At 64.6% G+C, this 25,568-nt stretch carries 22 protein-coding genes, 1 tRNA gene and 1 pseudogene; 7 read left to right on the top strand and 17 right to left on the bottom strand.

Features of this window, described 5'->3' with window-relative positions; genetic code table 11:
- Nucleotides 1-38: 38 nt before the first annotated feature.
- On the top strand, nt 39-1,730 hold the full coding sequence (locus OC450_RS14215; RefSeq protein WP_211385773.1) for a Na/Pi cotransporter family protein: 1,692 nt from the start codon (nt 39-41) through the stop codon (nt 1,728-1,730).
- Between the two features lie 9 nt (nt 1,731-1,739).
- Here the strand turns inward: OC450_RS14215 and OC450_RS14210 are convergent, their stop codons facing one another.
- The 6 genes from OC450_RS14210 to OC450_RS14185 all read right to left on the bottom strand — a co-directional run bounded on the left by OC450_RS14210 (nt 1,740) and on the right by OC450_RS14185 (nt 12,852).
- Entirely contained in the window at nt 1,740-2,078 is a 339-nt protein-coding gene (locus OC450_RS14210) for a lipid-A-disaccharide synthase N-terminal domain-containing protein (protein ID WP_211385772.1), read from the bottom strand.
- Nucleotides 2,075-2,824: a glycosyltransferase family 2 protein gene (locus tag OC450_RS14205; RefSeq protein ID WP_262048092.1), complete on the bottom strand. Its 750-nt coding sequence runs from the start codon at nt 2,822-2,824 to the stop codon at nt 2,075-2,077. Before OC450_RS14205 ends, OC450_RS14210 begins: the two co-directional genes overlap by 4 nt.
- Nucleotides 2,825-2,890: 66 nt before the next feature.
- Nucleotides 2,891-3,736 (bottom strand): phosphatase PAP2 family protein, encoded by an 846-nt coding sequence (locus OC450_RS14200; protein ID WP_262048091.1) that lies wholly within the window; start codon nt 3,734-3,736, stop codon nt 2,891-2,893.
- 1 nt (nt 3,737) lies between these two features.
- Nucleotides 3,738-5,480 carry an ArnT family glycosyltransferase gene (locus tag OC450_RS14195; protein WP_256809437.1) on the bottom strand — a complete coding sequence of 581 codons (1,743 nt, stop codon included), beginning with the start codon at nt 5,478-5,480 and terminating at the stop codon, nt 3,738-3,740.
- Nucleotides 5,481-5,530: 50 nt separating this feature from the next.
- The gene (gene pbpC / locus OC450_RS14190) at nt 5,531-7,636 is read right to left on the bottom strand and encodes a penicillin-binding protein 1C (protein ID WP_262048090.1); all 2,106 of its coding nucleotides are present in this window, start codon (nt 7,634-7,636) and stop codon (nt 5,531-5,533) included.
- An 11-nt stretch (nt 7,637-7,647) separates the two neighbouring features.
- Nucleotides 7,648-12,852 carry an alpha-2-macroglobulin family protein gene (locus OC450_RS14185; protein ID WP_262048089.1) on the bottom strand — a complete coding sequence of 1,735 codons (5,205 nt, stop codon included), beginning with the start codon at nt 12,850-12,852 and terminating at the stop codon, nt 7,648-7,650.
- 407 nt (nt 12,853-13,259) lie between these two features.
- On the opposite strand from OC450_RS14185, the gene OC450_RS14180 reads away from it, so the two are divergent.
- Nucleotides 13,260-13,336: transfer RNA gene (locus OC450_RS14180), tRNA-Arg, on the top strand.
- Between the two features lie 2 nt (nt 13,337-13,338).
- On the opposite strand, the gene OC450_RS14175 is transcribed toward OC450_RS14180, so the two are convergent.
- The 6 genes and pseudogenes from OC450_RS14175 to OC450_RS14150 all read right to left on the bottom strand — a co-directional run bounded on the left by OC450_RS14175 (nt 13,339) and on the right by OC450_RS14150 (nt 17,770).
- Nucleotides 13,339-13,560 carry a hypothetical protein gene (locus OC450_RS14175; RefSeq protein ID WP_262048088.1) on the bottom strand — a complete coding sequence of 74 codons (222 nt, stop codon included), beginning with the start codon at nt 13,558-13,560 and terminating at the stop codon, nt 13,339-13,341.
- A gap of 118 nt (nt 13,561-13,678) precedes the next feature.
- Nucleotides 13,679-14,398, bottom strand: coding sequence for a hypothetical protein (locus OC450_RS14170; protein ID WP_256808141.1), 720 nt, complete (start codon nt 14,396-14,398; stop codon nt 13,679-13,681).
- A 39-nt stretch (nt 14,399-14,437) separates the two neighbouring features.
- On the bottom strand, nt 14,438-14,779 hold the full coding sequence (locus OC450_RS14165; protein ID WP_262048087.1) for a hypothetical protein: 342 nt from the start codon (nt 14,777-14,779) through the stop codon (nt 14,438-14,440).
- A gap of 116 nt (nt 14,780-14,895) precedes the next feature.
- A pseudogene (locus OC450_RS14160) lies at nt 14,896-15,243 on the bottom strand (integrase core domain-containing protein); the annotation flags it as partial.
- Nucleotides 15,213-15,545, bottom strand: coding sequence for an ATP-dependent Clp protease proteolytic subunit (locus OC450_RS14155; protein WP_262048086.1), 333 nt, complete (start codon nt 15,543-15,545; stop codon nt 15,213-15,215). The gene OC450_RS14155 and the pseudogene OC450_RS14160, both read right to left, overlap by 31 nt.
- Nucleotides 15,546-17,551: 2,006 nt before the next feature.
- Complete coding sequence (locus tag OC450_RS14150; protein WP_256808132.1) at nt 17,552-17,770, bottom strand: hypothetical protein; 219 nt, start codon at nt 17,768-17,770, stop codon at nt 17,552-17,554.
- A 718-nt stretch (nt 17,771-18,488) separates the two neighbouring features.
- On the opposite strand from OC450_RS14150, the gene OC450_RS14145 reads away from it, so the two are divergent.
- Nucleotides 18,489-18,674, top strand: a complete 186-nt coding sequence (locus OC450_RS14145; protein WP_262048206.1) for a hypothetical protein — start codon at nt 18,489-18,491, stop codon at nt 18,672-18,674.
- A gap of 113 nt (nt 18,675-18,787) precedes the next feature.
- On the opposite strand, the gene OC450_RS14140 is transcribed toward OC450_RS14145, so the two are convergent.
- The 3 genes from OC450_RS14140 to OC450_RS14130 form a co-directional block, all read right to left on the bottom strand.
- Nucleotides 18,788-19,579, bottom strand: coding sequence for a hypothetical protein (locus OC450_RS14140; protein ID WP_211385763.1), 792 nt, complete (start codon nt 19,577-19,579; stop codon nt 18,788-18,790).
- 183 nt (nt 19,580-19,762) lie between these two features.
- Nucleotides 19,763-20,011: a hypothetical protein gene (locus OC450_RS14135; RefSeq protein WP_211385762.1), complete on the bottom strand. Its 249-nt coding sequence runs from the start codon at nt 20,009-20,011 to the stop codon at nt 19,763-19,765.
- 76 nt (nt 20,012-20,087) lie between these two features.
- On the bottom strand, nt 20,088-20,324 hold the full coding sequence (locus OC450_RS14130) for a hypothetical protein (RefSeq protein WP_211385761.1): 237 nt from the start codon (nt 20,322-20,324) through the stop codon (nt 20,088-20,090).
- Between the two features lie 266 nt (nt 20,325-20,590).
- Between OC450_RS14130 and OC450_RS14125 the strand changes: the two genes are divergently transcribed.
- Nucleotides 20,591-20,938, top strand: a complete 348-nt coding sequence (locus tag OC450_RS14125) for a DUF6481 family protein (protein ID WP_211385760.1) — start codon at nt 20,591-20,593, stop codon at nt 20,936-20,938.
- A gap of 127 nt (nt 20,939-21,065) precedes the next feature.
- Here the strand turns inward: OC450_RS14125 and OC450_RS14120 are convergent, their stop codons facing one another.
- Nucleotides 21,066-21,308: a pentapeptide MXKDX repeat protein gene (locus OC450_RS14120; RefSeq protein ID WP_256808129.1), complete on the bottom strand. Its 243-nt coding sequence runs from the start codon at nt 21,306-21,308 to the stop codon at nt 21,066-21,068.
- A 321-nt stretch (nt 21,309-21,629) separates the two neighbouring features.
- Between OC450_RS14120 and dctP the strand changes: the two genes are divergently transcribed.
- Genes dctP through OC450_RS14105 form a run of 3 tightly spaced genes read left to right on the top strand, consistent with a single transcriptional unit; the run spans nt 21,630 to nt 24,558 of the window.
- Nucleotides 21,630-22,652: a TRAP transporter substrate-binding protein DctP gene (gene dctP / locus OC450_RS14115; protein ID WP_211385758.1), complete on the top strand. Its 1,023-nt coding sequence runs from the start codon at nt 21,630-21,632 to the stop codon at nt 22,650-22,652.
- Nucleotides 22,649-23,203, top strand: a complete 555-nt coding sequence (locus OC450_RS14110; protein ID WP_211385757.1) for a TRAP transporter small permease — start codon at nt 22,649-22,651, stop codon at nt 23,201-23,203. The genes dctP and OC450_RS14110 overlap by 4 nt, the downstream gene beginning before the upstream one ends.
- A complete protein-coding gene (locus OC450_RS14105; RefSeq protein ID WP_211385756.1) occupies nt 23,200-24,558 on the top strand; it encodes a TRAP transporter large permease in 1,359 nt (452 codons plus the stop codon). Before OC450_RS14110 ends, OC450_RS14105 begins: the two co-directional genes overlap by 4 nt.
- A gap of 97 nt (nt 24,559-24,655) precedes the next feature.
- Here OC450_RS14105 and OC450_RS14100 read toward each other — a convergent pair whose 3' ends face one another.
- Nucleotides 24,656-25,567 (bottom strand): hydroxymethylglutaryl-CoA lyase, encoded by a 912-nt coding sequence (locus OC450_RS14100; protein WP_256808128.1) that lies wholly within the window; start codon nt 25,565-25,567, stop codon nt 24,656-24,658.
- Nucleotide 25,568 lies beyond the last annotated feature (1 nt).

Below are 25,568 nucleotides of genomic sequence, written 5' to 3'. Positions count from 1 at the left end.
GCTAGCCTCACCAATCGACTCCAATCCGGACACGGAGCATGGGAACGTTGGTTCTGCTCGATCTGATGGGCGGCGTGGCGCTGTTGCTGTGGGGCCTGCACATGGTCCACAGCGGAATTCTGCGCGCCTTCGGCCCGGATTTGCGGCGGCTGCTCGGCAGGGCGCTCGGCAACCGCTTCAACGCGTTCGCCGCCGGCCTCGGGCTGACCGCGCTGCTCCAGAGCAGCACCGCGACCGCGCTGATCACCAGTTCGTTCGCAGCAGAAGGACTCGTCAGCCTCGCCGCCGCACTCGCCATCATGCTGGGGGCCAATGTCGGCACGACGCTGATCGTGCAGGTGCTGTCGTTCAACATCGCAGCCATCGCGCCTGTCCTGTTCGTGCTCGGGCTGGTCGCCTTCCGCTCCGGTCCGCGCTCGCGCATCAAGGACATTGGCCGCGTCCTCATCGGCCTCGGCCTGATGCTGCTGTCGCTGCACATCCTGCTCGACACGCTGGCTCCGGCCGAGAACGCGCCCGGCGTCCGCGTCATCATGTCGGCCATCACCGGCGATCCCATTCTGTGCATCGTGATCGCCGCACTCATCACCTGGGCCGTCCATTCGAGTGTCGCCAGCGTGCTCTTGATCATGTCGCTGGCCTATTCGCAGTTCATCACGCCCTATGCAGCGCTGGCCCTCGTGCTCGGCGCCAATCTCGGCAGCGCCATCAATCCCGTGTTCGAGGGCGCCAGGCGCGACGATCCCGCCAGCTATCGCCTGCCGCTCGGCAATCTCGTCAACCGCGTGGTCGGGATTGCGCTGGTTCTGCCGTTCCTGAACGGGATCGCAGCGCACATGCACGCATGGCAGCCGGATCTCGCCAGGATGACGGCAGCCTTCCACATCGCCTTCAACGTCGGCACCGCCGTCATCTTCATCGGGCTGCTCGACACCATGTCCCGGCTCCTGACCCGGCTGCTGCCCGATCGGGTCCAGGAAGACGATCCGGCCCGGCCGCGCTATCTCGACGAGAGCGCACTGGAGACGCCGTCACTGGCGCTCGCCGATGCCGCCCGCGAGACGCTGCGGATGGGCGACTTCGTCGAGGTGATGCTGCGCAAGGTCATGGCCGCGATGATGACGGGCGACCGCACCTTGGTCGACCAGGTCACGAAGATGGACAATGTGGTCGACGGCCTGGATGAAGCCATCAAGCTCTACGTGACGAAACTTATGCGCGGCAGCCTCGACGAGAGCGAGGGACGGCGCGCGATGGAGATCATCTCCTTCGCCATCAATCTCGAGCATATCGGCGACATCATCGACAAGAGTCTGAGCGAGCTTGCGACCAAGAAGATCAAGCGCCGTTTCCAGTTCTCGGCCGAGGGCGCCGACGAACTCGCCGCCTTCCACAAGCGAACGATGGAATCGTTGCGGATCGCCTTCGGCGTCTTCATGTCGGGCGATGCCAACGAGGCAGGCAAGCTGCTGGTGGAGAAGACCACGCTGAAGAACGCCGAGCTCGCCGCCGTCGAGCACCATCTCGACCGCCTGCGCGAGGGCCGCCCCGAAACCATCGAGACCACGTCGCTGCACCTCGACGTGCTGCGCGACCTGCGCCGGATCCATTCGCACATCTGCTCGGTCGCCTATCCCGTGCTGGATGCCGCGGGCGAGCCGTATCGCAGGACTGAGACGGAGACCGCCGCCCTGCCCGCATCGGGCGCGGCGTCGGCGCTGCCGCGCTAAGGTTCCTGGTCAGCGCTCCAGCGTTTTCGACGTGCGGCCGCGGTTCTTCCAGATCAGCATGATGTTGCGGACGTAGATGATGGTCGCGAGCGACTGTCCGAGGATGATCACTGGCTCGCGCTTCACGACGCCGTAGACCAGCGTCATCAGCCCGCCGCCCATCGAGCAGAACCAGAACGCCACCGGCACCACGCTGTTGCCGGCCCGCTCGCTCGCGATCCACTGCACCAGGAAGCGCGCGGTGAAGAACAGCTGCGCGACGAGGCCGAATGCCAACCAGAAATCGAACTTGGCGACGAAGACGTCGTAGAAATAATTGCTCAGCGCCTGACCGTATTGGATGATCATGCCGTCACCTCAGTCACATCCGGTGTCGGCTTCTTGCGGCGGATCAGCCACCACACGCCGGCGAGATCCATGATGCCGATCCACAATCGGTCGAAGAAACCGTAATTCGACACGCCGGAGTGGCGCGGCCGGTCGATCACGTCGACATAGGCGATCTCGTGGCCTTCCCGGCGGACCAGCGCCGGCAGGAAGCGATGCAGGCCGTCGAAATAGGGCAGCGCCAGAAAGACGTCGCGACGGAACGCCTTCAGTCCGCAACCCGTGTCGCGTGTGCCATCGTTCAGGATCGCATTGCGGACCTTGTTCGCCACGCGCGACTGGAATTTCTTGAAGCCGGTGTCCTTGCGCCCGACCCGCTGGCCCGCGGCGAGACCGACATGGGCGCCCTTCTCCACCGCCGCAATCAGGTCGGGCAGGAAGGCCGGATTGTTCTGTCCGTCGCCGTCGAGCGTCGCCACGATCGCCCCGCGCGCCGCACGCACGCCGCTGCGCACCGCCGCCGACTGACCGCCTGACCTGGCATGGCGAAGCTGGCGCAGATTGTCCCGCTGCTTCATGATCGCGCTGAGCCGTTCGCCGGTCGCGTCGGTCGAACCGTCATTGACGTAGATGATTTCATAGGCCCAGCGGCCGTCGAGCGCCGCGCCGATCTCCGCGATCAGGGGAGCGATGTTGTCGGCTTCGTTGCGCACGGGAACGACGATGGAAACCGCAGGCTGGGAAACCGAAGGCTGGGACGACGACAAATCGAAAGCTCGTGGTTGGAATTGGCCTGCCCCTGGGGAACCGGGCGCCCCGGCAGGCAGCCGCTTTTATGGGGCGGATGGCCCGTGGGCAACCCTTTTGAGGCCGCCCGAGACCGCCCCTGCAAGAGGCACAATGGTGCCGTCGGCACGGATCGCAAAGCCGAGCCTCCGGGCCGCGAACCAGTAGCGCACCGCCATGGCGCCGACCATGCCGACCAGGGCGCCGGCCACGACGTCGCTGGGATGATGCGCGAGCAGCACCAGCCGCGTCAGCAGGATCACGATTGCGTAAGTGAACATGAACACGCGCAGGCGCGGCCACAGTGCCGAGACTGCAAACGCCAAGGCGAACGCCGTCACGGCGTGGCCCGACGGCAGGCTGGCATAAGCCCCCGTTCCCTCGAACGGGATGAAGTTGAACGGATTGGGCTTGCCTCCGACGAACGGACGTCCGCGGCCGATGAGATATTTCAGTATCTCGGCGACGAACACGGACAGGGCAACAGACAGAAACATGAACTGGAGCCGCGTGCCGAGGCCGAGCAGCAGCGTGCGGCGGGTGCCGTGCAGCCCGGCCGCAACGAGCGCAACGGTCACAAGCGCAATCCCGAGCACGATGAGCACATTCTCATCCTTGCCGAAATCGGTGAGGATGCGGATCGGCCACAGAGAGGGCGTCCCGCGCGCCGGCATCAGCTGGATCTCGGTCTGGTCGAACGCGAGCATCAGCGCGACGATCAGGGCCGCGCCTGCCGCGCTGAGCCACAATGAATGCCGCGCCAGCTTTCGCGCGGCTTCGGCGCGGCGCGAATGCGAGGGCGAGCGGACAAGCTGCGCCAGCGCACGCCCCGCCACGGCGAGCAGTTGCGCGGGATAGCCCGGGCGCTGCGCGATGTCGGTCGTACCGGGCATCCTACTCGGTGCCTTCCGAGCGGAAGATCGAGATCGAGATCGCGCGTCCCTGCGAGAAATTATAGCCGTCGATGCGCGTGCCGACCTTGTAGCGCAGCCCGATCGCCTCGGCGCGCTGCGCGAAGCTGCGTTCCGAACGCTGCTCGATCAGCGCAAAACGGCAACTTCCCTGCCGCAGGAAATCCGCCGCGCCCGAGCCGTCGGTGAGCAGCGTCTGCGTGCCCGTGAGGAACACGAGGCTCGGCTCGTGATAGCCGGCGGCGGCGGCCTTCGGCCCGACACAGGTGACGTTGCGAAGGGCGCGCGCGACCTCGATGCTCGGAAACAGCGGCGTCAGCGACGGCAGTACGATGCCGTAGACCACGACCGCCAGCATCAGGGCTGCGACCAGCGCGTTGAGGACCGAGCGTTCCGCGCGGTTGTTGTCGTAGAGCCACCAGGCGAACAGACCGAAGATCAGCGAGGCCGCGATGAACGGCCAGGCGACGAAGGCCGGCTGCCGCGTCAGCACGACCGCGCCGACCACGGCGATGATCGAGCCGAGCGCCGGGATCGCAAACCACCAGGCCGAGCCGCGCATCAACCAGGATCGCGACAGCACGCTCCGCTCCATCGCGCCGACGGTGAGGATCGCGATCGCCGGGTACAGCGGCAGCACGTAATGCGGCAGCTTGGTCAGCACCGCCTCGAACACGATCCAGGACGGAACCAGCCAGGCCAGCAAGAACTGCGCGCCCGGCTCGCGCCGTGCACGCCAGACCGCCGGCGCCGCCATCGCCGCGAGCGGCGCGCCGGGCCAGAACGTGACCCAGAACAGCACGAGGTAAAGGCCGGGCGGCGCGCCGTGGGATTCCTGGGCCCCTAACTTGCTCAGCATGTCGCCGCCGACGGAATCGGCGAAGAAGGCATCGCCCGCGCGCCAGAAGATCGCGACGAACCAGGGCAGCACCAGCACCAGCATCCACATCAGGCCCCAGAGCGGGCGCAGCTTCCACAGCCAGGAGGCATCGCGGTCCTGGATCGCGAGCGCGACGATGGTGAGCCCTGCGAACATCAGGATCAGCGGGCCCTTGATCAGGATGCCGACGGCGAGCGCGGTCCAGAAAATCGCGGGCCAGCTCCACGGCGGATGGGTCTCGTCCTCGGCGCGCTGCCACGACAGATAGGCCCGCGCCATCGCTCCCATCGCGGCAGTCACGCACAACAGCAGCATCGCGTCGGTCTTCGCAAGCCGCGCCTCGACGCCGAGCAGCACGGAGGCGCACATCAGGAGCGCGGCCAGCACCGCGGCGCGCCGCGTGACGAAGCCGAGCGCCGCCCAATAGGTCATCAGCACGGCGCCGATCGCACCGATCAACGACGGCAGCCGATAGACCCAGATGCGCAACTCGGCCTTCGGCAGCTTGAGCGCCGAGGCGGCTTCAACCGCAGCCGATTGCAACCAGTAGATGCCGACCGGCTTCTTGTAGCGGACGTCCTCCTGGAAGCGGATGTCGACATAGTCGCCGCTCTCGACCATCTGCTTGGTCGCCTGGGCAAAGCGCGCCTCGTCGCGATCGACAGGTGGAATCGTGAAGAAGCCGGGCAGGAACAGCAGCAGCGCGCACAGCAGCATGAAACCGACGGCGCGGGCATGGCTGGCCGTGACGATGTCGAGCATCGACACGAGCCGGCTGCCCGGATTGACGGGCGATTTCGGCTCGCGGGGCGCTCCAAAACGAGGGCTGGGATAGGTCTCGGCCATTGGTTCCGCTTACGCTGAAACCGCCATCGCCACAACCGCTTAAGGCAAGGTCATTGAATTCGAATGACAACTGTGTCCGCGGCGCCAGTGGCATCAATCACGGTCAGCCGCGCAAAGCCGGGACCGGGTGGATCGACCAGCCGCTGGCGGCGTCCGTCGATCTCGCCGAGCATCGTTCCGTTAACCATGACGGTCATGGGCAGGACGCCGCCCGCGACCTTCACGGGCATGGCTGCGCTCCCCTCGCCGCGGGAGCGATCGACGTCGATCCGCGAGCCGTTCAGCGGGAACTGGATGTGCAGCGCCTGCTCGCTGCCGGTCCGCACCAGGTCCCCGACCGGACGGAACCGTTTCAGCGGCAGCGGCAGCTTGGCGTTGCTGGCAACCAGCGTTCCCCTGGGCGGCTTCGGCAGCGGGGTCAGCGTCTTGCCGGTCCGGGCGAAGGCGTCGAACAGGATCGGCGCTGCAGCGACGCGTCCGATCAGGCCGGGAACCGGCGCGCCGTCGGGACGGCCGACCCAGACGCCGATGGTCATGCGCCCGTCGAACCCGACCGACCAGGCGTCGCGGTAGCCATAGGACGTACCGGTCTTGAAGGCGATGCGGTTGTGGGCGGCATTCTCCGGCGGCGGGGTGCCGAGAAGGACGTTGCCTACCTGCCAGGCCGCGACCTGGTCGAGTAGCCGCAGCGGCTCGCGGTCGTCCCTGCCGGTCATGATTTCGCGCAGTGGCCTGGTGGTGCCGAGCCGGGCGAAGCCCGCATAGAGTTGGGCGAGATCCTGGAGTGTCACGCCGACGCCGCCAAGGCCCATGGCAAGCCCCGGCGCCTCGTCCTTGGGCAGCACCAAGTTGCCGCCGGCCTGTCGGAGCCGCGACGCCAGCCGGCTCGCGCCGACGCGGTCGAGCAGCACGATCGCCGGAACGTTCAACGACATCTGCAGCGCCCTCTTCACCGGCACGGTGCCCTGGAACGTCATGTCGAAATTTTCCGGCGCGTAGGAGCCGAAGCGGACCGGCCGGTCGTCGATCAAACTGTCGGGATGAACAAAGCCGTCCTCGAAGGCGAGCCCATAGATGAACGGTTTCAGCGTCGAGCCCGGCGAGCGGATCGCGCGGGTCATGTCGACCTGCCCTGCCCGGCTCTCGTCGAAATAGTCGGCCGAGCCGACATGCGCGAGCACATCGCCGCTCTCGTTGTCGACGACGATGATGCCGACCGAGATGTTCGTACCCAACGCAAGGGCGCGGTCGTGCGCGAGCGGCTCCAGCACCTTCTGCAAGTTCGCGTCCAGCGTCAGCTTGATGATTGGCGCGTCCTTGACCGTCGCAAGCGCCGCATCGGAGGCATGCGGCGCCAGGATCGGCATCGGTTTGCGCAGCTTCGGCACCGGTACGAGCCTGGCCTGGTTCGCATCATCGAGGCTGATCTGGTGTTCCTCGACCATGCGATCGAGCACGCGGTCACGGGCTTTATGCGCGGCCTCGGGATGGCGATCGAGCCGGCGTGTCTCCGGCGATTGCGGCAACGCCACCAGCAGCGCGGCCTCGGCCAGCGACAGTCGCTTCGGCTCCTTGCCGAGATAGGCGATCGAGGCGGCGCGAATGCCCTCGAGATTGCCCCCGTAGGGCGCCAGCGCGAGGTAGAGATCGAGAATTTCGTCCTTGTTCAGCGTTCGCTCGATCTCGATCGCACGGACCATCTGCCGCAGCTTCGCATAGAGCGAACGCTGCCGCCGCGGCTCCATTAGGCGCGCAAGCTGCATGGTGATGGTCGAGCCGCCCGACACGATGTGACCGCGTGTCGCGAGCTGCAACGCGGCGCGCCCCAGCGCCAGCGGGTCGAGACCGTTATGCGCGTAAAAGCGCTGGTCCTCATAGGCAAGCAGCAGTTTCAAATAGGTCGGATCGACGTTGGTCTTGGCCTCGACCGGCAGCCGCCAGCGGCCGTCGGCCATGGCGTAGGCGCGCAGCAGCTTGCCGTTGCGGTCGACGATTGTGGTGGACACCTGGCGCGCTTCGTCGAGCGGCAGCGGGCCGAGGGAGTAGACCCAGCCGACGAAGGCGCCGATGGTGAGGACGAACGTCAGCGCGGCGGCCGAGAGGGCACGCATAACACCGCGCCCTGCTCCGCAGCCGCCCTTGTCTACCTCACTCATCGTGCCATCACTCACTTCGCAGCCCGCACCTCGACAGTGCCCGTTCCGGTGCGGCCGTAACGCGAGGGGTTGTACATGTCCTCGACATAGGCCTGCGGCAGCACGTATTTGCCGGGCGAGACAACGCGCACGACATAGGCGACGGTGAAGACCGCCTTGGAATCCGAGGCACGGTCCACCGCCGCGGTGAAGCGATCGTCGCGGAACTCGGTATCCTCAGGCTCCTCGCCGTCCTCGATCCAGTCCAGCGTGCCGCTGTCACCCGACGACACCAGCTTCGGATTGTCGATCTCGAGGCCCGCCGGCAGATAGTCGGACACCATGATGTGGCCGTACTCCGGCTTGGCCTCGGTGATCTTCAGCACCACGGCGAAGCGGTCGTTCTGCTTGACCTTGCTGATGTCGGCGGGCTTGCCTCCGAGCGTGAAGTAGCTGCGCTCGATCTTGAAGCCGTTCGACGCCGCCGGCTCCGGCGTCACGGGCGAGCCCGACACCGAGACCACCGCCTGCACCGGCGCGTCGCCGGTGTTGGTGATCTTCAGCGGCTTGCCGTCCAGGGTCGCTGCCTTGTAGCTGCGGTAGAGCGCGGTCTTGACCGGCTGGCCGTCGACCTCGATCGAGAGGTTTTCCTTGGCCAGCGCGCGCGCCGCCAGCACCAGCCACGCATTCTCCTGCGTGGAGGTGTAGGGCGTCAGCCCGCGCGCGGTCTCGACCCGCGACACCGCCTGCGTCAGCGTCGCCTTCGGCGCGTTGCCTTCGCTGGCCAGCGAGACCAGTGCCGCCGCATCGCGAAGCTGCGAGCCGTAGTCGGTGCGGCCGAATTCGAGCACCGGCTTGGGCGCGAGCGAGTCGAGTGCCGCGCCATAGACCCGCTCCGCACGGTTGCGGTCGCCGACCAGCGCCAGCGCCGCCGCAAGCTGCGACTTCGCGATCGGCGTCGCGAGGTTGGAGAGCTTGGTGTCGGCGAGATAGCGGAGATCGCCGATCGGCGCCGCGCCATTGCGCGCGAGCACGTAGAGGCCATAGGCGAGGTCGCGGCCGCCATCCTTCTCCGGCTCGTTGCCGTTGACCACCGAGTTGCGGATACGATCCAGCGCGTTCTTGAACAGCACGTCCGGCACCACAAAGCCCTTTTCACGGGCGCGGGTCAGGAAGTCCGTGACATACGCATCCAGCCAGGCATCGTCGCCGCCGGCCGACCACAGGCCGAACGAACCGTTCGAGCCCTGGCGCGCCAGCAGCCGCTCGATCGCATCGCGGATGCGCTGGTCGACTTCGGTGTCCATGGCCAGATGCGCGCCGGCCGCGAGGTCGTTGACATAGAGCAGCGGCATGGCGCGGCTGGTGATCTGCTCCGAGCAGCCATACGGATAGCGGTCGAGCGCTTTCAGGATCGTCGCCGCATCGAGCGCGGTCGACAGGCTCGCCGAGACCGAGACGCTGCCGGTGCCCGGGACGAGGTCGCCGAACATGTCCGACGTCAGCGTCAGGCTCTCGCCCTTGGCCAGGGTCCGGATCGAGCGCCGCGCCAGAACCTGCGTCGCCGCCTTGACGTCGAGCGCATAGTGCCGCGCCAGTGCCAGGCCATTCGGTCCCTTGATGTCGACGTCGAGCGTCGCCTGCCCCGCCGCGGTCGCATCGATGGCGAGCGCAAACGAATTGCGCTGCTTGGCGGCGAGCTTGACCGTGGTCGCGGGATTGCCGGTCATCTTCACCGGGCCGCCCGCCTTCACGTTGATGACGTAGTCGCCGGCTTGCCCCTCGACATTGTCGATCTCGAGATTGACCGTGCCGTGGTCGCCGTTGAGCAGGAAGCGCGGCAGGGTCGTGGTCAGCACCACGGGATCGCGGATCACGACATCGGTGTTGGCGCGGCCAACCTTGGTCGCGGTCCACGCCACCGCCATCACGCGCGCGGTTCCGGCGAACTCCGGAATGTCGAAGGCTACCTCCGCGGTGCCGTCGGCGGCGACGGTCACGATGCCCGAATAGAGCGCGAGCGGCTTTTGCGCGGGCGGCGAGCCCTGCAATTCGCCAGCGCCGGCATCGCCGCCGGACTTGATCTGTCCGCGCGTGCCGGACATGCCGTCAATGAGCTGCCCGTAGAGGTCGCGGATCTCCGCGCTCAGGCGGCGCTGCCCGAGATAATAGTCGTCCGGCGCAGGCGGCTTGTAGCCGGTGAGATTGAGGATGCCGACGTCGACCGCGGCGATGACGATCTTGGCGTCCTCGCCCGGATTGAGCCCGTCGAGCTTGACCGGGATCTTCAGCATCGCGTTCGGCCGGATCAGCGCCGGCGGCGTCAGCTTCACCTGCAACGTGCGGGTCTGCTTGTCGATGCCGAACCATTTCAGCCCGATCGCCCGGCCCGGCATGCGTTGCGCAGCCGCATCGAGCGGTCGGCGCAGCGTCGCCACCACATAGGCGCCGGTGCCCCAGTCCTTGCCGACCGGAAGCTTGACCTGCGCGGTGCCTTCCTTGACGTCGATGGTCTGCGTCGTCAGCAAACGGTCGCCGAGCACGTTGACGGTGAGCTTGCCGGCGCTGCGGACGTTGACCGACACGGTCATGGTGTCGCCCGAGGCATATTGCGGCTTGTCGATCGAGGTCTCCAGCAGGTCCGGCGTATCGGCGCTGCCGTCGGAATACCAGCCGACGTCGAACTGCACCGAGGTCACCGGGCCGTCGGCGTCGTTCGACTTCACGTCAAGCCGGTAGCGGCCGGGCTGAGGATTGAGAGAAACGCGCGACGGCTTGTCGGCGGCAATCGTGACCTCGCCATCAGAGACGCGCGAGGTCGACTTGACCGGCTCGTATTCCCAGTAATTGTTCTGGCGGTACCACTGGTAGCGCGACTCCATCTTCAGGAGCTCGTAGCGCAGGCCGTCACGGCGAAGCGTCTGGCCCTCGGGCGAGACGAACACGACGTCAAATTCGGCCTTGTCACCCTCGGCGACGTTCTTGTCGCCGAACAGCGGCTTGATGCCGATCATGGCGGTCGCGGGCGCGACCGGCAGCACGATCTTGCGCTCGACGGCGCGCCCCCCCGTCTCGACCATGCGGACGAAGATCTGCGCCTCCTGCGGACGCGTCGAGGCCGGCTGCTTGTCCAGCATCACCGGGAAGGTGGCAACGCCGTTGGCGTCGGACTCGGGCAGGTTCTCCAGCGGCGTGCGCTCGTTCGAGGTGGTCTCCTCGTCGGCGACGCCGAACTGGTAGCCGGCAAAACCCGGACGCTCGCTCGCGGGCGCGACCAGCATGTCGCCTTCAAGCTGGAGGCCCGAGGCCGGCGCGCCATAGAGGAAATGACCGTCGGCCTTAAGCTCTACAGGAGCGTTAGCTTTGATCAGCTTGTCCTTGGCGGACAAGTCGAATTCGATCCGATCGGGGACGTAATCCTCGACCATGAAGGTGGTCTCGCCAACCGACGAGCCCTTCGGGTCGGTGAAGGCGCGCACCCGCCAGGTCCCGGTCGGCACGGCCGAGTTGAGCGGCACGGACAGTGTGCGGCCGCCGGCGCCCTGGTCGGACAGCACGGCACGGCGGAATTCGACGCCGTCGGGGCGCTCGATCACGAGGGTCAGCGGCCCGCCGGTGACGGCATTACCCTGCCCGTCGCGCAGCAGCGCGGTGAGATAGACGGTCTCGCTGGAGCGGTAGACGCCGCGCTCGGCATAGACGAACGCATCGGCGCCCACAGGCACCGCGCGGCCCGAAACACCGCGGTCGGACAGATCGAAGGCGGAGGTCCTGAGGCTGAGGAAGGCGTAGTCGGCCTTCTCGCCCGTGACCGTGAGCATCGCAGGCGACAAGCCGCCCTCGCCGCGCGCGAGCCCCGCCTCGAACAGCACGTGGCCAGAGTCGTCGGTCTTGCGGGTGGCCAGGATCTCGTTGTTGCGGGCGAGCAGCCGAACCTCGGCCTTGCCGACCGGATCGGTCGAAGCCAGCGAATTGACGAAAACGTGGATGCCGTCATTGCCGGAATAGGCTGTGGCCCCGAGATCGGAGACGATGAACCATTGGGTGGCGAGCTGATAATCGTCGTCCGAGCCCGGGCCCTTCGCGGCGGCCGTCATCACGTACACGCCGGGCTGGAGCTCGCCGAGCGCCTGGTCGACGGGGAATGCGGTGGTGACGTCCTGGTTGAGCGTCATCGCAGTCGCAAGCTCGCCGGTCCAGACCTTGACGCCGCGCTCGCCGCCGAGATCGCTGAGCTGATATTTCGACAGCGTCTTCTGGAAGTCGCTGTCGACCACCGTGTTGATCAGATTGCGGTCGCCGATCCGGAACACGTTGATGTTGACCGCAGGCGTGTTGACGCTGACCACGGGAATGCCGCGCTGGCCGGTCCGCGGCAGCACATAGGCGCGGCTGGTGAAGCGCACGAAAGGCTTGCGGTCGCGCACATAGACGTTGAACTCGGCCGATTTCGGCAGCCCCTCCTTCACCGTGGACGGCAGTCCTGCGCGCAAATTGATGTTGTAGCGCTCGCCGTGCTTCAGCCCGTCGACGCAGAGCTGCTTGCCCTCGGCTGACAGCGCCGGCTTGTCCTGGCCCGCCAGGGCGAGATACGGCGCGAAATCCGTCCGCTTTGCGAGTTCTTCCGAGAACTGGAAGCAGGCGCGCGGGCTGGCCGAGTCCGAGTCCACGGTATAGTCGAGCAGGCGGAAGCCGTGCTCGTCGCGCATCTTCTCATATTGGCCGCGGACGTCGGCGACCTCGCGCATGTCAAGCGACAGCCGCAGCGCATCCAGCGCCGGCCGCCACAGCTTGCGCTCCGCCAGCGACTTGCCGAGCACCGCGAGCGCGTCGGCCTCCTCGCTCGCGTTGCCGGCGCGCTGATAGGCGATGTAGGCGGCGGTCGAGGCACGCTCCAGGAGGAACGTCTGCTCGCTCGAGCTTTTCGGCGAGATCTGGAAAATGACCTTGGCGAGCCGCAGCCAGTTGCCGGTATCTTCAGGCGTGGTGGCTGCGATCTGGCCGAGCACCGACAAGCCGGTCCGGAAATCACTGCGCCGGAATGCGGCGTCGGCATCCGTACGCAGTGTCGCGTTGGTCTTTGCGACGGGGCCCGCCTCGCTCTTGATCTGGGCCTCCAGCTTGATCGCGGAATCGGCGAGGTCGTCGCGCTTGAACGCCTTGTCAGCAGCCTGCGCTGAAACCAGCCCAAGGCAAAGCGTTGCGCAGATTGTGACGGCGCGAACCAGACCGATCATGACGGAAAACTCCAGGAAGCGCGGACGAACGCCGCGTCAGGCAATGAAATGCGCGGAAAGGTGACGGACTCAAGGCGATGGAACCAGGATAGCAAAACGTCGCATGCGCCATGGCAAGCCAAGCCCAGAGGAGACCGATCAAGATACCGCCGCGCACGCCGTCCTGATGGCGCAGCAACACCCGACCAGTCGACCGGCGGCCGTGTCCCGGAAGCTGACCAGCGCCCCCGGCGATGTGATCCATCGTCCAGTACGCTGCCGCTCAACCCGGCACCCTGACACGCTACCGTTCCGCTTTGTCGCGGCTTTGAGCAAAACGGTTCGGTTCAGGCTTGGCGAAACGTCAGATTTTTCATATGTGGCGTGATAGAAGACCGGCAGGCGGTAGCCGAGGCCGGCCCAGCGACGGTCCCATAGCTCAACTGGATAGAGTAGCGGATTTCTACTCCGCGGGTTGCAGGTTCGAGTCCTGCTGGGATCGCCACTTCATTTTGCCCCTCCAGTACTTTCAATGGGTTGATCGTCAATTTGGCTCACCGGTTTCGAAGGTGAGCCAACACTTGTTCCGGAAATGATCTTTGCAGCGGCACTTTCGGCGAGCTTTATGCGGTTAGCCTCTTCGATGTAGCGCTGCGCTTCGCCGATCGTCTTCCAGCCAAACCAAGCCATCAGCTCTGGAGCGGGATCGACCGAGTATATGACCAGCATGGCCTGGTTTCATTGGCACGTGGAGCTTGGCGACTATTCAGCAGATTGGGGACGATCAGTCAGACGATGATTTGGATTTTGCGGAACGGTGATCCGGAAGAGTTGGGTTTCGAGGGACTCAACCCGTCGGGCCTTCACCGTGTTTCCATGCGCACTTGTTTTCGGCGCAGGCTATCCCCTCTTGAATGTACGGCACGTACTCCGCCCGAACCGATCGGCCTACAGGTTCCGGAATTCCTATAACCTTTTCCTTGCAGGATAGCAGACTGGAAACTGCCAAATCCCACCTGCCGCACTCGATCGCGGCAAATCCCGTATACAGAAGGCGTTTTGGAGACCCCTTCTTGCCAAAATCCCAGACGCCCTCAAGACCGATGGCATCTTCATCTTCCAGGAAGGTTCGCAGCAACTCTCCTGAGTCTTCGAATCGCTGGAAGAACGGAATAGCGTTATTATTGATGGTATCAAGGACGTCCTGCACGACCCCATCGTCGCCCGCACACCAAATCCTAGGAGCTTTATCTGCTCGTTGCGATCTTTCGTCCCGGATCGATAGACGGACTTGGCCGAAACCCTTTTCAGGTTGGAATCCGTCTGTTAGCGCATGTCCAGCGCGTGGCAGGAACGGGAAGAGGCAGCTCGGCTCGAGACCGAACGACCCCAGCGGCACCCGCCACTTTTCGCTGCGCGCACGCGGAATCACATCGAACTTGAGAACATCGAATTTGAGATTTGTGCGTCGCCAAATAGTCGTACCCTTTCGACCAATAAAGCCGGAAGGAGCAAGTTCCTGCTTACATAACGTTACAATTTCAGTCGAGGTTCTTTCTGGCATCATTCGCGATAGGCCTTATCTTTGGACATCACATTGGCGCGCTCATTTGAGACTGCGAATAGCCGAATCGACCGCCCCAACTACTCCTCCGATTGCTACCGCGTCACCTTGACTGAGTATGTTTACTCCAAGGTTATTGATGCCGGGGAGTAATTTTTGTTCAACCGCACCACTGTTAATCAATCCCTGGATGAGGGACACGTCGGTGCTTTCACGAGTGAATACCTGCACTGGGTTAAAGCCATTTGCAGCAGAATAGTTCGCATAAGAGGAAATCTGTGCTGCGTCCCTTGCGCCGATTGTAGCGACATTCTTTGCCTCCTGGATACCGTTAGTGCCGAGAATGTCTGGGAAAAGCGTCTGTCCGCCAACCCTGATTCCCACACGGGCGTCCGTTGCACCGATCGCCTCCTCACCTAATCGCCCGAGATACCGCGCTTTGGCGATGCCCGAACCCGCTTCAGCGAGCTGGTATGACCTGCTCCCCTGTTTGCCCTCGTTTATAAGTAGAGTCTGTTCTGGTTCTGCCCCTGAGTGGGGCGGGTTGCAAACTCGGTCGGTGTGAGCCCGTTGAGGCTCGTGTGCGGTCGGTTGGTGTTGTAGTCGATCCTCCATTCCTCGATGATCCGGCGAGCCTCGTTGAGATTTGCAAACAGGTGCTCGTTCAGGCACTCGTCGCGCAGGCGGCCGTTGAAGCTTTCGACAAAGCCGTTCTGCATCGGCTTGCCGGGCGCAATGTAGTGCCACTCGATCCCGAGTTCTTCCTGCCAGGCCAGGATAGCATTTGAAGTGAACTCGGTGCCGTTGTCGCTCACGATCATGCGTGGGCAGCCCCGGCTTTCAATGATGTGGCCAGCGACTGCATCGCCTTAAATTGCTCATAAGTGCAACAACGCGCGGCGCGATGGATCATCACACACCCATCAGGTTCTATAGTTCGAAGATCTGCAGCCAGCGCGAAGAAGATTGCACTGCTCGAGCAGCGACCAACAATGTCGGCCACGACGCGCCATTTATGCCGCAGCAAGGCTTCTGCGATCCGCAGCGCGTCGTCTGCCCGCCCGCCAGCACAATCAATGCGGACGCAGATGGTTCGATCTTGAGCATCGTCGATCGCCTGCAGATTCGCCGCCGTGTCTCCGAGACGCAATTGAAAGTCTGATCACACGACATTGCGGGCCAACCGGCTCTTCCGGCGGCTCGTCGTATTGCGTCCCTCCCATTTTCTCTGGCGTCGACATCATGTGCATCAAATTTCCCCCACCGCGAAGCGCGCAAGAACTACTGCTGGAGCTGTAATTTACGGAGCAACCTTCGCTGCAGTCGGGGTTCAAGTACCGAGGCCGTTAGCTAGGGGTTGTTGGGCATGGTCCTGCCCCCATTGAACTGCACCTTGGTATCGGACGCGGTTCTTTGGCATGTCGCCTGCCGGGAGCTCGCAAAGCCAAAAAAACCCGTCGGCTAGAAGCACGCGCCTTAGATTTCCATTCTGCGCATAGCTTCGCCCTTTCCCTCCCTCCGGTATTGCTTCCGGCAGGCCACTGACGAAGTGGAGCCCATCATGTTGATGAGCTAGGTACTCGTTTCCCTTTGGCATCGCGCCCACCACATTGTCCCTGCGGTGCTACCTGAGAGCTTTTTTGGGCGCTCTCGCAGATCAGGTCGGTGCGGGTGGTCATCCCGTTGACGACATGTTCTGCCTCTCGACCCTCACCCGGGGATGCCGGGTTACCGTATGGTCGCAGGTCGCAATGGGCACAGCGTTGCCTGCACTTTTTGGTTTCCGTTCGCGCGAAGGCGTGTGGCGTCCGGCTCGCCGCTGCAGTTTGAGAGCGCAGCACTCTGCGGTCATCATTAGCGGGGCAAAGAACTTCGCCTTCCGGCGGCGGGGACATGGCCGATCTCGACCCGTCGCTATTCTCACGCTGATTGCCAGTGGTGTGTTGGTGGCGCCGGGACCTCCGAGCGGACAGCCCTCGTCCACACCAATGCCAAGCAGGCGTGGTGGTGACATCAGCGCGCGCGCGCCGAACCGTTTCTCAGATAGCCCCGGGTACGCGTCCGACTTGAAGTCGACGTTTCCTCGGTATAATTGGAACTTGCTGCAGCGTTATCGGAAGTCGAATTGGCCCTCGCACTGGCGGTGCGGGGGCTTCGTCTTTTTGGAGGTGGGTCGACCACGAAGGGCGGGCTCTTTGAGCTGCTGCTGGAGACCGAGATGGTCGTGGTGGGGGCAACCTTGGCGCTGGTGATATCGGACGCCCTCCCCAGCAGCCCGGCCGAGACAGAGCTCCCGGGGGCCAGGGTCTTGTATCCAACACGTCCGGCCAAGCCGTCCTGATCGCGCAGGGAGGCGTTAGGGCTTTCCGGTAGTGGGATAGCCTCCCCCTCGGAATAACGCTTCTGAGCGCCGACCGCCGACGAGGAAAAGGCCTTCCAACGAGCGAAGCAGGTCTTGGTCTCATCAACCGTCAGCTTGGCAGCTTCCTTGAGTGTGGCTCTAAGCGCCCAAGCGGCGCTGCCTCTCCTCCAGCCGATCAGCACCGAGCTGGGCTTGAAGCCGGCCGAGATCAGCGCCCGGGCGGCGTCTAAGAAAGGCTGTCTGCTCAGGCAGAGAGCTGTGCCATCGGCCAGTTCAGCTCGGTAGCGGCCGTGACGGCTCGCGGGGACCAAGTAGATGTTGATCTCCTGGCATGGACTGACTGGTGAGCCAGCGTCCGAAATTCCACTTAGTTCGCAATTCTGCTCTTTAGGCTGGTGAGCCAGGTTAAGTGATTGATTTGGGTTGGTATGTCCGTTCTGCTGGGATCGCCACCCCCCAATGCCTTACGAATCTGTCGCACTTCAAGAACGCGTGCGCAGGCCTATCCGGAAGACGTGAGCGTCCTACCTATTCAGCATGCAAAAGAGCCGTCGAAGGGTCTTGTGATGCCGCTATCGGATTGGACGAGAATGGCCATCACAGCCGGAGTTGCCGTCGTCGCAATGTCTTTCCTGGCGATCGACGCGACCGTCGATTCCCGCGGGATCGCAAAACGCCTCGAAGTGGCGCAAGCGTCGATTATGAATGTGGCGGCGAGCCAGCACCAACTGGCTTTCGCCGTTCGGTCGCTGGCGGGCGGCAGCGACCAGAATCGCCGTTCGGCCGCGGGTCGATCATGCATCCAGCGTCACGAGCATCGGCCGCAACCGGTAGGCATCGATCGCGGCGTTTGACAGCAACAGTCTTCGCCTTTCTCCACGCAGCATCATGCGGTCGATCCTGTTCAGGATGAACCGGGCCGCCTCCCTGTGCTCACCGGTGAGCAGGCCGGATTGGTCGAGATATTTCCAGGCGATTTCGAAGGATTGTGCGCGTAACTCGGGGTCGGTCATGGCCGCTCAACGTCGGCGATGAACGGACGTTCCTACGTGCGGGCCGCCAATGGCTCTCCCGGCCCTCTTCAATAGTGTCGACAACGCAATTGAAAGACGTGGAACGAACCCGCGATCGGCGCGTTGGACGGGGGACTGAGTGGTGCCGATCTGCCAGCCCCGGTCGGCTCTGGAGACCCCCGTGCTTGTCCCCCGAGCACGGGTTTTCTCGTGAGCACGGCCTGTCTCCCAAGCGCGTGCGCTCAGTCCGCCCGTTCCTCGCGCCGGTCGCGGGCCAGTTGATGCCAGGCCAAGGCCAATTGGATGAGACGTTGCCTGTCGGGGCCTTCGGCTGCCACGGCGCGCTTCATCGCTGACTCGGCTTCCTTCTGTGGGTCGTACTCGGTACACATGAGCCTGATTCTAGCCGTCCGATCTGGACAAGCGCATGGCAATTTCGCCCGTATGAATGCGGGGTAAATGCCTTGCACGGGCGGAGTTGCACGCGCGATCCCATCTTGCGCAGATGCCAAAGAACCTGCGCGATGATCGTCGCGAAAATTCGGGTTTTCCCTTGCGCGAAACGGAAGCGGGGAAGCCGCGAACGGCGCGATCGTTTCCGGATATTTTCCGCACGAAGCGGTGAGGCCGGCGCATTGGGCGCGATCTGTGAAGTGCGTCACAGCCTGCGCCCCGCCGCTCCGCTAAACAGTCCCTCGACGCTCCCCAGGAGAGCGAGATGGCATGGGAGGTGTATCCCGTCATGACACGAGAAGCCGCGGCCGATGTTGACGTCCGCACGCAACGAGAAAGGTCCGACCTGCTCGGCATCGCGTGTCTTGCGACCATCGGTATCGTGATGCTGGCCTGGATCGCAGGCCTGGTCTGGGCCGCGATGGCGTTCTTCAGCTGGCTGGTGTCCTGACGCGCGGGGCGATCAGTCCATTCAATTGATGGCCAGCCGACGACCGGCGCCAAAACGAAAAAGAGGCGGGCCTTTCGCCCGCCTCCTCTTCGTTTCAGGTGCTGCCTGATACGTCAGTAACACGCGCGGGGATCGGCCTGCACATACTGGCCGCTCGGATAGCGGTAGTAACAATTGCCCTGGGCCAGATAGTAGCCGGGGCGCGAGGCCGCCGTGGCGCCGGCAATGGCGCCGGTGGCACCGCCGATCACGGCACCCGCGGCCGCGCCCGTGGCGTTGCCAGAGATCAGGCCGCCCAGCAAGCCGCCGACGATGGCTCCGCCAAGCGCGCTCGCGCCGGGATCAGCCGGTGGCGGAGGCGGCGGCGGTTCGTAGGCGACCGGAGGCGGCGCCGGGGCATAGGCCATCGGCACGTCGTCGTAATAATCTTCCGAGATGTAGGCTGGCGGGCCCTCCATCCGTTGCGGATAATAGTACCGCACACCGCCAACATCCCACCACCAGCCGGAGCGGCCGTTGTGGACCTCGTGGCGCCAGCGTCCGCCGTCCCAGGCGAGATTGCCGCGATAGGCGTGGCCGCCCCAGTCGCGTGCCGGTGCGGGCCCCCTGGCGTAATTGCGTCCGGGCGGCGGACCGCCTGCGTTGTGCGGGCCAGGACCTGCATGACCGGGGCCGCCGGCACGCGGCTGGCCGCCGGGCTGTAGCGCAGGCCGGGCCGCCTGCTGCGGCGGCGGGCCCTTGCGCATGTTCGGATTGTTCTGGGGTGGCGCGCCTGCGCCCTGACCTTGCGGCGGCTGGCCGTCGCGCCTTGGCGGCCCTGAATCCTGAGCCTGCGCCGAGACGGCGAGCAAGGACATGGCCGAAACCAAGGGAATGATGATCTTCATGCGGCTGGACGCACTCATGCGTGCTTGACCCCCTACTCTCGCGAATGCCGTGGTCCATGCGCGATAAGCGATTCGGCTCGCGCTGGGCTGATGCCGGCGGACATAACTGACCTGCCTTGATCGGTTAAGTCCCATTACAAATGATTAAGATCACGGCATTTTTTCGGCCCAAGGCCTGCAGAGGGCAACGTCGGAGCGGTCCTAACGGGCCGGCTCGATCACGTTGCAATTGCTCCGCCCGGACGCCAGGCAGTCCTGCATCTTGCTGGCGGCGGTGAGGTCCCGGGCCAGCCACCAGCCGACGCCCAGAATCACGATCGTGATGATCAAGCCGGCGATCGCGCCGCGACGGTTGTCACCGGATTGAGGTTTTGCAGGGGATTTGGGCTTATCGCCCGCTTCGGGCTTGGGTTTGAGATTGGAGACGGGCTTGGAGTCGGGCTTGGACATGGCTGACCGATCACAGGGGCGAGCGGGCTCTATCACCTCTGCGGCCGGGGGTCACATCCCGCTCAGCCCCTCCCGTTCAGCCTCGGGTCTGCCGGATCGCATCCTTGCGCGAGGTTTCGACCGCGGGGATCGCCTCGCGCACCCGCGGCGCGCAGGTCGTGAGCACGAACGCGGTCTGGGTGCACTCCCAATCGGCTCCCAGGACGGCACTTTCGATCGGCTGCGGACCGGCGAGCAGCAGCGCGGTGCCGGCCATTGCTGCCACCGCGACGGCGATTGCGAGCGCCTTCAGGCTCAGTCTGGAAATCGTCATACCCGTGCTCCGCGTCTCGTAGCGAGCGGACGCTAGGTGCCGCTCCGTGTGCCCCTTATGAGGGACATCACAATTCGGCAGTTTTTCGGGGCTACGAGAGATCGTCGGGGGAGCGATTTTTCGTCTACCTGATCGGCTGCGATTATGGGTGGCGTTGCGACGCGCATCGATGTACACGCTTGAGCGTCGCGTGGCGCCTGCTATGCCCAGCCGACGTACCAACCGCAGTGATGTAGGATCGGAAGCGAGGAAGACAAGGCTCGTCGATGAGTGGATTCAGGGAACCCGGTTTCGCAGACCGGCAAAAGGCGGCGCAAGACGCGCGCAAAAATCTTTTGAACAAATTCAAGTCGCAGCCCGGGGTCGACGATCCTCTGGTCGCGGCGAAGCGTGCCGAGCGCGAGGCCCTCGCGGCCAAGCGGGCCGAGGCGAAGGCTGCGCGCGAGGCTGAAAAGGCCGAGCAGAAGCGTCGCGAGGAAGAAGCCAAGGCCGAGGAAGCTGCACGCATCGCGCGCGAGGCCGAGGAAGCCGAAGCCAAGGCGGCCGCGATGGAGGCCGAGCAAAAGGCCAAGCGCGACGCCCGTTACGCTGCCCGCAAGGCCAAGCGCAAGTAACGTTCAGCAAGTAATGTTCAATTGAATTTGAACTGAGACATCACTTCGGGGCGGTCCACGCGACCGCCTCCGGAGCTTCGCGAACGCGCGTCTGCCTCTCGCAGACGGCCTCGAGGATGGTAGAAGATCAGTTCTTCTTCATCATCCCGTCGTCCTTCTTCATCCCGTCCTTCGACATGTGGTCCTTCTTCATGCCGTCGTCCTTGGACATGGTGTCCTTCTTCATGCCGTCCTTGGCCATGGTGTCCTTCTTCATCATGCCGTCGTCCTTGCCCATCTTGTCCTGAGCAAAGGCGGCCGGCGACAGCGCGAGGCCAAGCGAGAGAGCGGCAGCCGAGACGCCGAGCGCGATGCGGGTGCGAATGGTCATGAGTGATCTTCCCTTCGAGATGATGTTTGTCAGCGACGGACGCCGCTATCCAGACTCGACGGATCGACACGCGGCGTTGTTACGCCGTCGCCGATGAATTTCTGCTTGCCGGCTGCCGTCCATCGATCGGAGGAGTTTCGTGTTTCCGACGCGATCAGACGTGTGCAGCGCAGCAAGGCCGGGACTTGCCGCGGCATTCGGTCTCGAACTATCAGATGAGAGAAGTTCGGGTGAAAGACCGGCTAGGATAGGCCTCTGCGCCGGTCTCATGACCTATTCAAATCAACATCCAACAAAAAAACCGTCCAAGGGGATCACACCATGCTCACGCGCCGTCACCTGATCGCGACCGCCGTCGCCGCACCCGCAATTCTCCGCTTCGGCACCGGCACCGCGCATGCCGCGACCACGCTGAAAATATCGCACCAGTTTCCAGGCGGCACGATCGACAAGGGCGATTTCCGCGACCGGCTCTGCCGCATGTTCGCCGCCGAGATCGCCAAGCGGAGCAATGGCGATCTCGCTGCAGAGATCTATCCGAACTCCTCGCTGATCAAGACCAACGCGCAGTTCTCCGCGATGCGCAAAGGCGCACTCGACATCAGCCTCTATCCGATGCCCTACGCCGGCGGCGAATTGCCGGAGACCAATATCGGCCTGATGCCGGGCCTCGTGACCACCTACGACCAGGGCATGCGCTGGAAGAAGGAACCGGTCGGCAAGGCGCTGACCGACTTCCTCGCCGACAAGGGCATCATCCTGCTCACCTGGGTGTGGCAGGCCGGTGGCGTCGCCAGCCGTTCCAAGCCGATCGTCGCGCCGGAAGACGCCAAGGGCCTCAAGGTACGTGGCGGCTCGCGCGAGATGGACATGGTGCTGCAGACCGCCGGCGCCTCGGTGCTGTCGGTGCCTTCGAACGAAATCTACGCGGCGATGCAGACCGGCGCCTGTGATGCCGGCATCACCTCCTCGACCAGCCTGATCTCGTTCCGGCTGGAAGAGGTCGCGAAGTCGCTGACCTCAGGGGCCGGCGCATCCTACTGGTTCATGCTCGAGCCGCTGATGATGTCGAAGGCGATCTTCGACAAGCTGCCGAAGAACCAGCAGGACATCCTGCTCGCGGTCGGCACCGAGCTCGAAGCCTTCGGCCGCAAGGGCGCACAGGACGACGACATCGAGGTCGCCAAGGTCTACGAGAAGGCCGGCGCCAAGGTCTCGGCGCTCGATGCCGCGACCGTCGGCAAGTGGCGCGACATCGCCCGCGACACGGCGTGGAAGGACTACGGCGCCAAGACCGCGACCGCGGCGAACCTGCTCAAGCTCGCCATCGACGTCGCGGCATGAGCCACGGTCCGCTTCCGGATCGTGACGTACACGCGAACGCTGCCGCAAGGACAGGCCTTGCGGCGGCGGTCGATCGCGGTCTCGCCATCCTCAACAGCATCATCGTCGTGTTCGCCGCGATCGCGCTGGTCGGGGCCTGCGCCATCCTGAGCTACAGCGTGCTCAGCCGCGCCTTGTTCAAGGCCGCCAATTACTGGCAGGACGAGGCCGCGGTGTTTCTCCTGGTCGGCGCCACCTTCATGACGGCCGCCTATGTGCAGCAGAACCGCGGCCATATCGGCATCGAGGCCTTTGTCGGTCTGCTCTCGCCGCTGGCGAACCGGATCAGGCTCTGGCTGGTCGATGCCGTAACGTTCCTGTTCTGCGCCTTCTTTGCCTGGAAGTCCTGGACGCTGGCGCATGAAGCCTATGTCGACGGCCAGGTCTCGAACTCGATGTGGTCGCCGCCGCTGGCCATCCCCTATTCGTTGATGGCGCTCGGCATGAGCCTGCTCTGCGTTCAGATCCTCGTGCAGCTTGCGCTGCCGTTCGCAGGAGCCCGGCGTTCATGAGCGTTTTCGGTATCGGCCTCGCTTACGGGATTGCGACGCTGGTCGCGATGTTTTCGGGCATGCCGATCGCGTTCGCACTCGGCGCGGTCGCGGTCGTGTTCATGGGCATCTACATGCCATCAGCCTCTCTCGATACGGTGACGCAGAACGTCTACGAGGAGATGGCCTCGATCACGCTGCTGTCGATCCCGCTCTTCATCCTGAAGGGCGCGGCGATCGGCAAGTCGCGCGCTGGCCAGGATCTCTATTCGGCGCTGCACGCCTGGCTGCATCGCGTGCCCGGTGGGCTCGGCGTCGCCAACGTATTCGCCTGCGCGCTGTTTGCCGCGATGGCCGGCTCCTCGCCCGCGACTTGCTCGGCAATCGGCTCGGCCGGCATCCCCGAGATGCGCAAGCGCGGTTATTCCGGCGGCTTTGCTGCCGGCATCATCGCCGCCGGCGGCACGCTCGGCATCCTGCTGCCGCCGTCGATCACCATGATCCTGTTTGCGGTCGCGGCGGAAAAATCGCTCGGGCGGCTCTTCCTCGCCGGCATCGGCCCCGGCCTGCTGCTGGTCTCCCTGTTCGGCGCCTATGCCGTGATCCGCTTCCGCCGCGAATATGCCGCGGCCGAAGCGATCTACAAGAACGGCGGACCAGAGGCTGCGATCCTTGCCCGCGACGAGTACACTCTGGCCGAACGCTTCAGCGTGCTGCCGCGCGTGATACCCTTCGTGCTGCTGCTGACCGGCGTCATGATCGCGCTCTATGGCGGCTACGCCACGCCGTCGGAGACCGCCGGCCTCGGCGGCCTGCTCGCGCTGGCGCTGATCGCCGCCATCTACAGCGTGTGGCGGCCGAGCGACCTCGCCCCGATCATGAAATCGACGATCCGGGAATCGACCATGCTGATGATGATCATCGGCATGTCGCTGCTCTATTCCTACGTGATGAGCTATCTGCACATCTCGCAATCGGTCGCCGAATCCATCGTCGCGATGCACCTGCCGCGCTGGGAGTTGCTGTTCGCGATCCTCGTCATGGTCGTCGTGCTCGGGTTCTTCCTGCCGCCAGTCTCGATCATTCTCATGACCGCGCCGATCATCCTGCCGCCGCTGCGCGCCGCCAATTTCGACATCATCTGGTTCGGCGTAGTCATGACCATCGTGATGGAGATGGGCCTGATCCATCCGCCCGTCGGCCTCAACATCTTCGTCATCCGCAACGTCGCGCCCGACATCCCGCTCAGCGAGGTGATCTGGGGCACGCTGCCGTTCGTCCTGCTGATGATGCTCGCGGTGCTGCTGCTCTGCTTCGTGCCGGGAATCTCGACCGCGCTGCCGGATCTGGTGATGGGGCCGGACGGGAGCAGGTGACGCCATCTCCGCCGCCATTGCGAGCGTGGCGAAGCAATCCAGGGTTCTTTCTGCAGTGGGATTCTGGATTGCTTCGCTACGCTCGCAATGACGAGGGCTAGGAAACAGCCCGCTTCCGCTTCGCATTCAGTGCGGACGCCACGCGGCTCACGGGCGGCTTGCCCAGCACGCCGCCGATCTCGTTGGTCGCCGCCAGCAGCCGGTCCATGTCCACGCCGGTCCTGACGCCCATGCCTTCGAGCATGTAGACGACGTCCTCGGTGGCGACGTTGCCGGTCGCGCCCGGCGCGTAGGGGCACCCGCCGAGGCCGCCGGCGGCGGCGTCGATGACGCGGACGCCCTGCTCCAGGCCGGCGTAGAGATTGGCAAGGGCCTGGCCGTAGGTGTCGTGGAAATGCATCGCGAGTTTTGTCGCGGGAATGTTGGAGGCAACCGCGCGCAGCATCTCCTTGGCCCTGGTCGGCGTGCCGACGCCGATGGTGTCGCCGAGTGAGATCTCGTAGCAGCCGAGCTCCCACAGCGTCTTCGCGAGATCGGCCACCGCCGTCGGTTTGATCTCGCCGTCGAACGGGCAGCCCAGCACGCAGGAGATATAGCCGCGGACCGGCACGCCATCGGCCCTGGCGCGCGCGAGCACCGGCTTGAACCGCTCGATGGATTCGGCGACCGTGCAATTGATGTTGGCCCGCGAAAAGCCCTCTGAGGCCGCAGCGAACACGGAGACCACTTTCGCGCCCGCGGCGCGCGCGGCGTCGTAGCCCTTCTCGTTCGGCACCAGCACGTGAAATTCGGCGCCCTTCACGTGGGCAACGCCGCGCAGCACGGCATCCGAGCTCGCCATCTGCGGGATCGCCTTCGGCGAGACGAAGGCTCCGACCTCGACGGTGTCAAGCCCGGCCGCAACCAGCGCCTCGATGAAGGCGATGCGGACCTCGACGCTGACGGGCGTCTTCTCGTTCTGGAGGCCGTCGCGCGGCCCCATTTCGATGATGCGGACGGGATCGCTCATG

Source organism: Bradyrhizobium sp. Bra78 (assembly GCF_024519855.1).
GTDB classification, from domain to species: domain Bacteria; phylum Pseudomonadota; class Alphaproteobacteria; order Rhizobiales; family Xanthobacteraceae; genus Bradyrhizobium; species Bradyrhizobium japonicum_G.
This window is presented reverse-complemented; position numbering and strand designations above follow the sequence as displayed.

What these genes read in the sequence shown, in the direction of transcription:
- OC450_RS14215 (WP_211385773.1), top strand. Translation starts at nt 39, where the DNA reads ATGGGAACGTTGGTTCTGCTCGATCTGATGGGCGGCGTGGCGCTGTTG.
- OC450_RS14210 (WP_211385772.1), bottom strand. Translation starts at nt 2,078, where the DNA reads ATGATCATCCAATACGGTCAGGCGCTGAGCAATTATTTCTACGACGTC.
- OC450_RS14200 (WP_262048091.1), bottom strand. Translation starts at nt 3,736, where the DNA reads ATGCCCGGTACGACCGACATCGCGCAGCGCCCGGGCTATCCCGCGCAA.
- OC450_RS14195 (WP_256809437.1), bottom strand. Translation starts at nt 5,480, where the DNA reads ATGGCCGAGACCTATCCCAGCCCTCGTTTTGGAGCGCCCCGCGAGCCG.
- pbpC (WP_262048090.1), bottom strand. Translation starts at nt 7,636, where the DNA reads ATGAGTGAGGTAGACAAGGGCGGCTGCGGAGCAGGGCGCGGTGTTATG.
- OC450_RS14185 (WP_262048089.1), bottom strand. Translation starts at nt 12,852, where the DNA reads ATGATCGGTCTGGTTCGCGCCGTCACAATCTGCGCAACGCTTTGCCTT.
- OC450_RS14175 (WP_262048088.1), bottom strand. Translation starts at nt 13,560, where the DNA reads ATGCTGGTCATATACTCGGTCGATCCCGCTCCAGAGCTGATGGCTTGG.
- OC450_RS14170 (WP_256808141.1), bottom strand. Translation starts at nt 14,398, where the DNA reads ATGATGCCAGAAAGAACCTCGACTGAAATTGTAACGTTATGTAAGCAG.
- OC450_RS14150 (WP_256808132.1), bottom strand. Translation starts at nt 17,770, where the DNA reads ATGACCGACCCCGAGTTACGCGCACAATCCTTCGAAATCGCCTGGAAA.
- OC450_RS14145 (WP_262048206.1), top strand. Translation starts at nt 18,489, where the DNA reads ATGGCATGGGAGGTGTATCCCGTCATGACACGAGAAGCCGCGGCCGAT.
- OC450_RS14140 (WP_211385763.1), bottom strand. Translation starts at nt 19,579, where the DNA reads ATGAGTGCGTCCAGCCGCATGAAGATCATCATTCCCTTGGTTTCGGCC.
- OC450_RS14135 (WP_211385762.1), bottom strand. Translation starts at nt 20,011, where the DNA reads ATGTCCAAGCCCGACTCCAAGCCCGTCTCCAATCTCAAACCCAAGCCC.
- OC450_RS14130 (WP_211385761.1), bottom strand. Translation starts at nt 20,324, where the DNA reads ATGACGATTTCCAGACTGAGCCTGAAGGCGCTCGCAATCGCCGTCGCG.
- OC450_RS14125 (WP_211385760.1), top strand. Translation starts at nt 20,591, where the DNA reads ATGAGTGGATTCAGGGAACCCGGTTTCGCAGACCGGCAAAAGGCGGCG.
- OC450_RS14120 (WP_256808129.1), bottom strand. Translation starts at nt 21,308, where the DNA reads ATGACCATTCGCACCCGCATCGCGCTCGGCGTCTCGGCTGCCGCTCTC.
- dctP (WP_211385758.1), top strand. Translation starts at nt 21,630, where the DNA reads ATGCTCACGCGCCGTCACCTGATCGCGACCGCCGTCGCCGCACCCGCA.
- OC450_RS14110 (WP_211385757.1), top strand. Translation starts at nt 22,649, where the DNA reads ATGAGCCACGGTCCGCTTCCGGATCGTGACGTACACGCGAACGCTGCC.
- OC450_RS14105 (WP_211385756.1), top strand. Translation starts at nt 23,200, where the DNA reads ATGAGCGTTTTCGGTATCGGCCTCGCTTACGGGATTGCGACGCTGGTC.
- OC450_RS14100 (WP_256808128.1), bottom strand. Translation starts at nt 25,567, where the DNA reads ATGAGCGATCCCGTCCGCATCATCGAAATGGGGCCGCGCGACGGCCTC.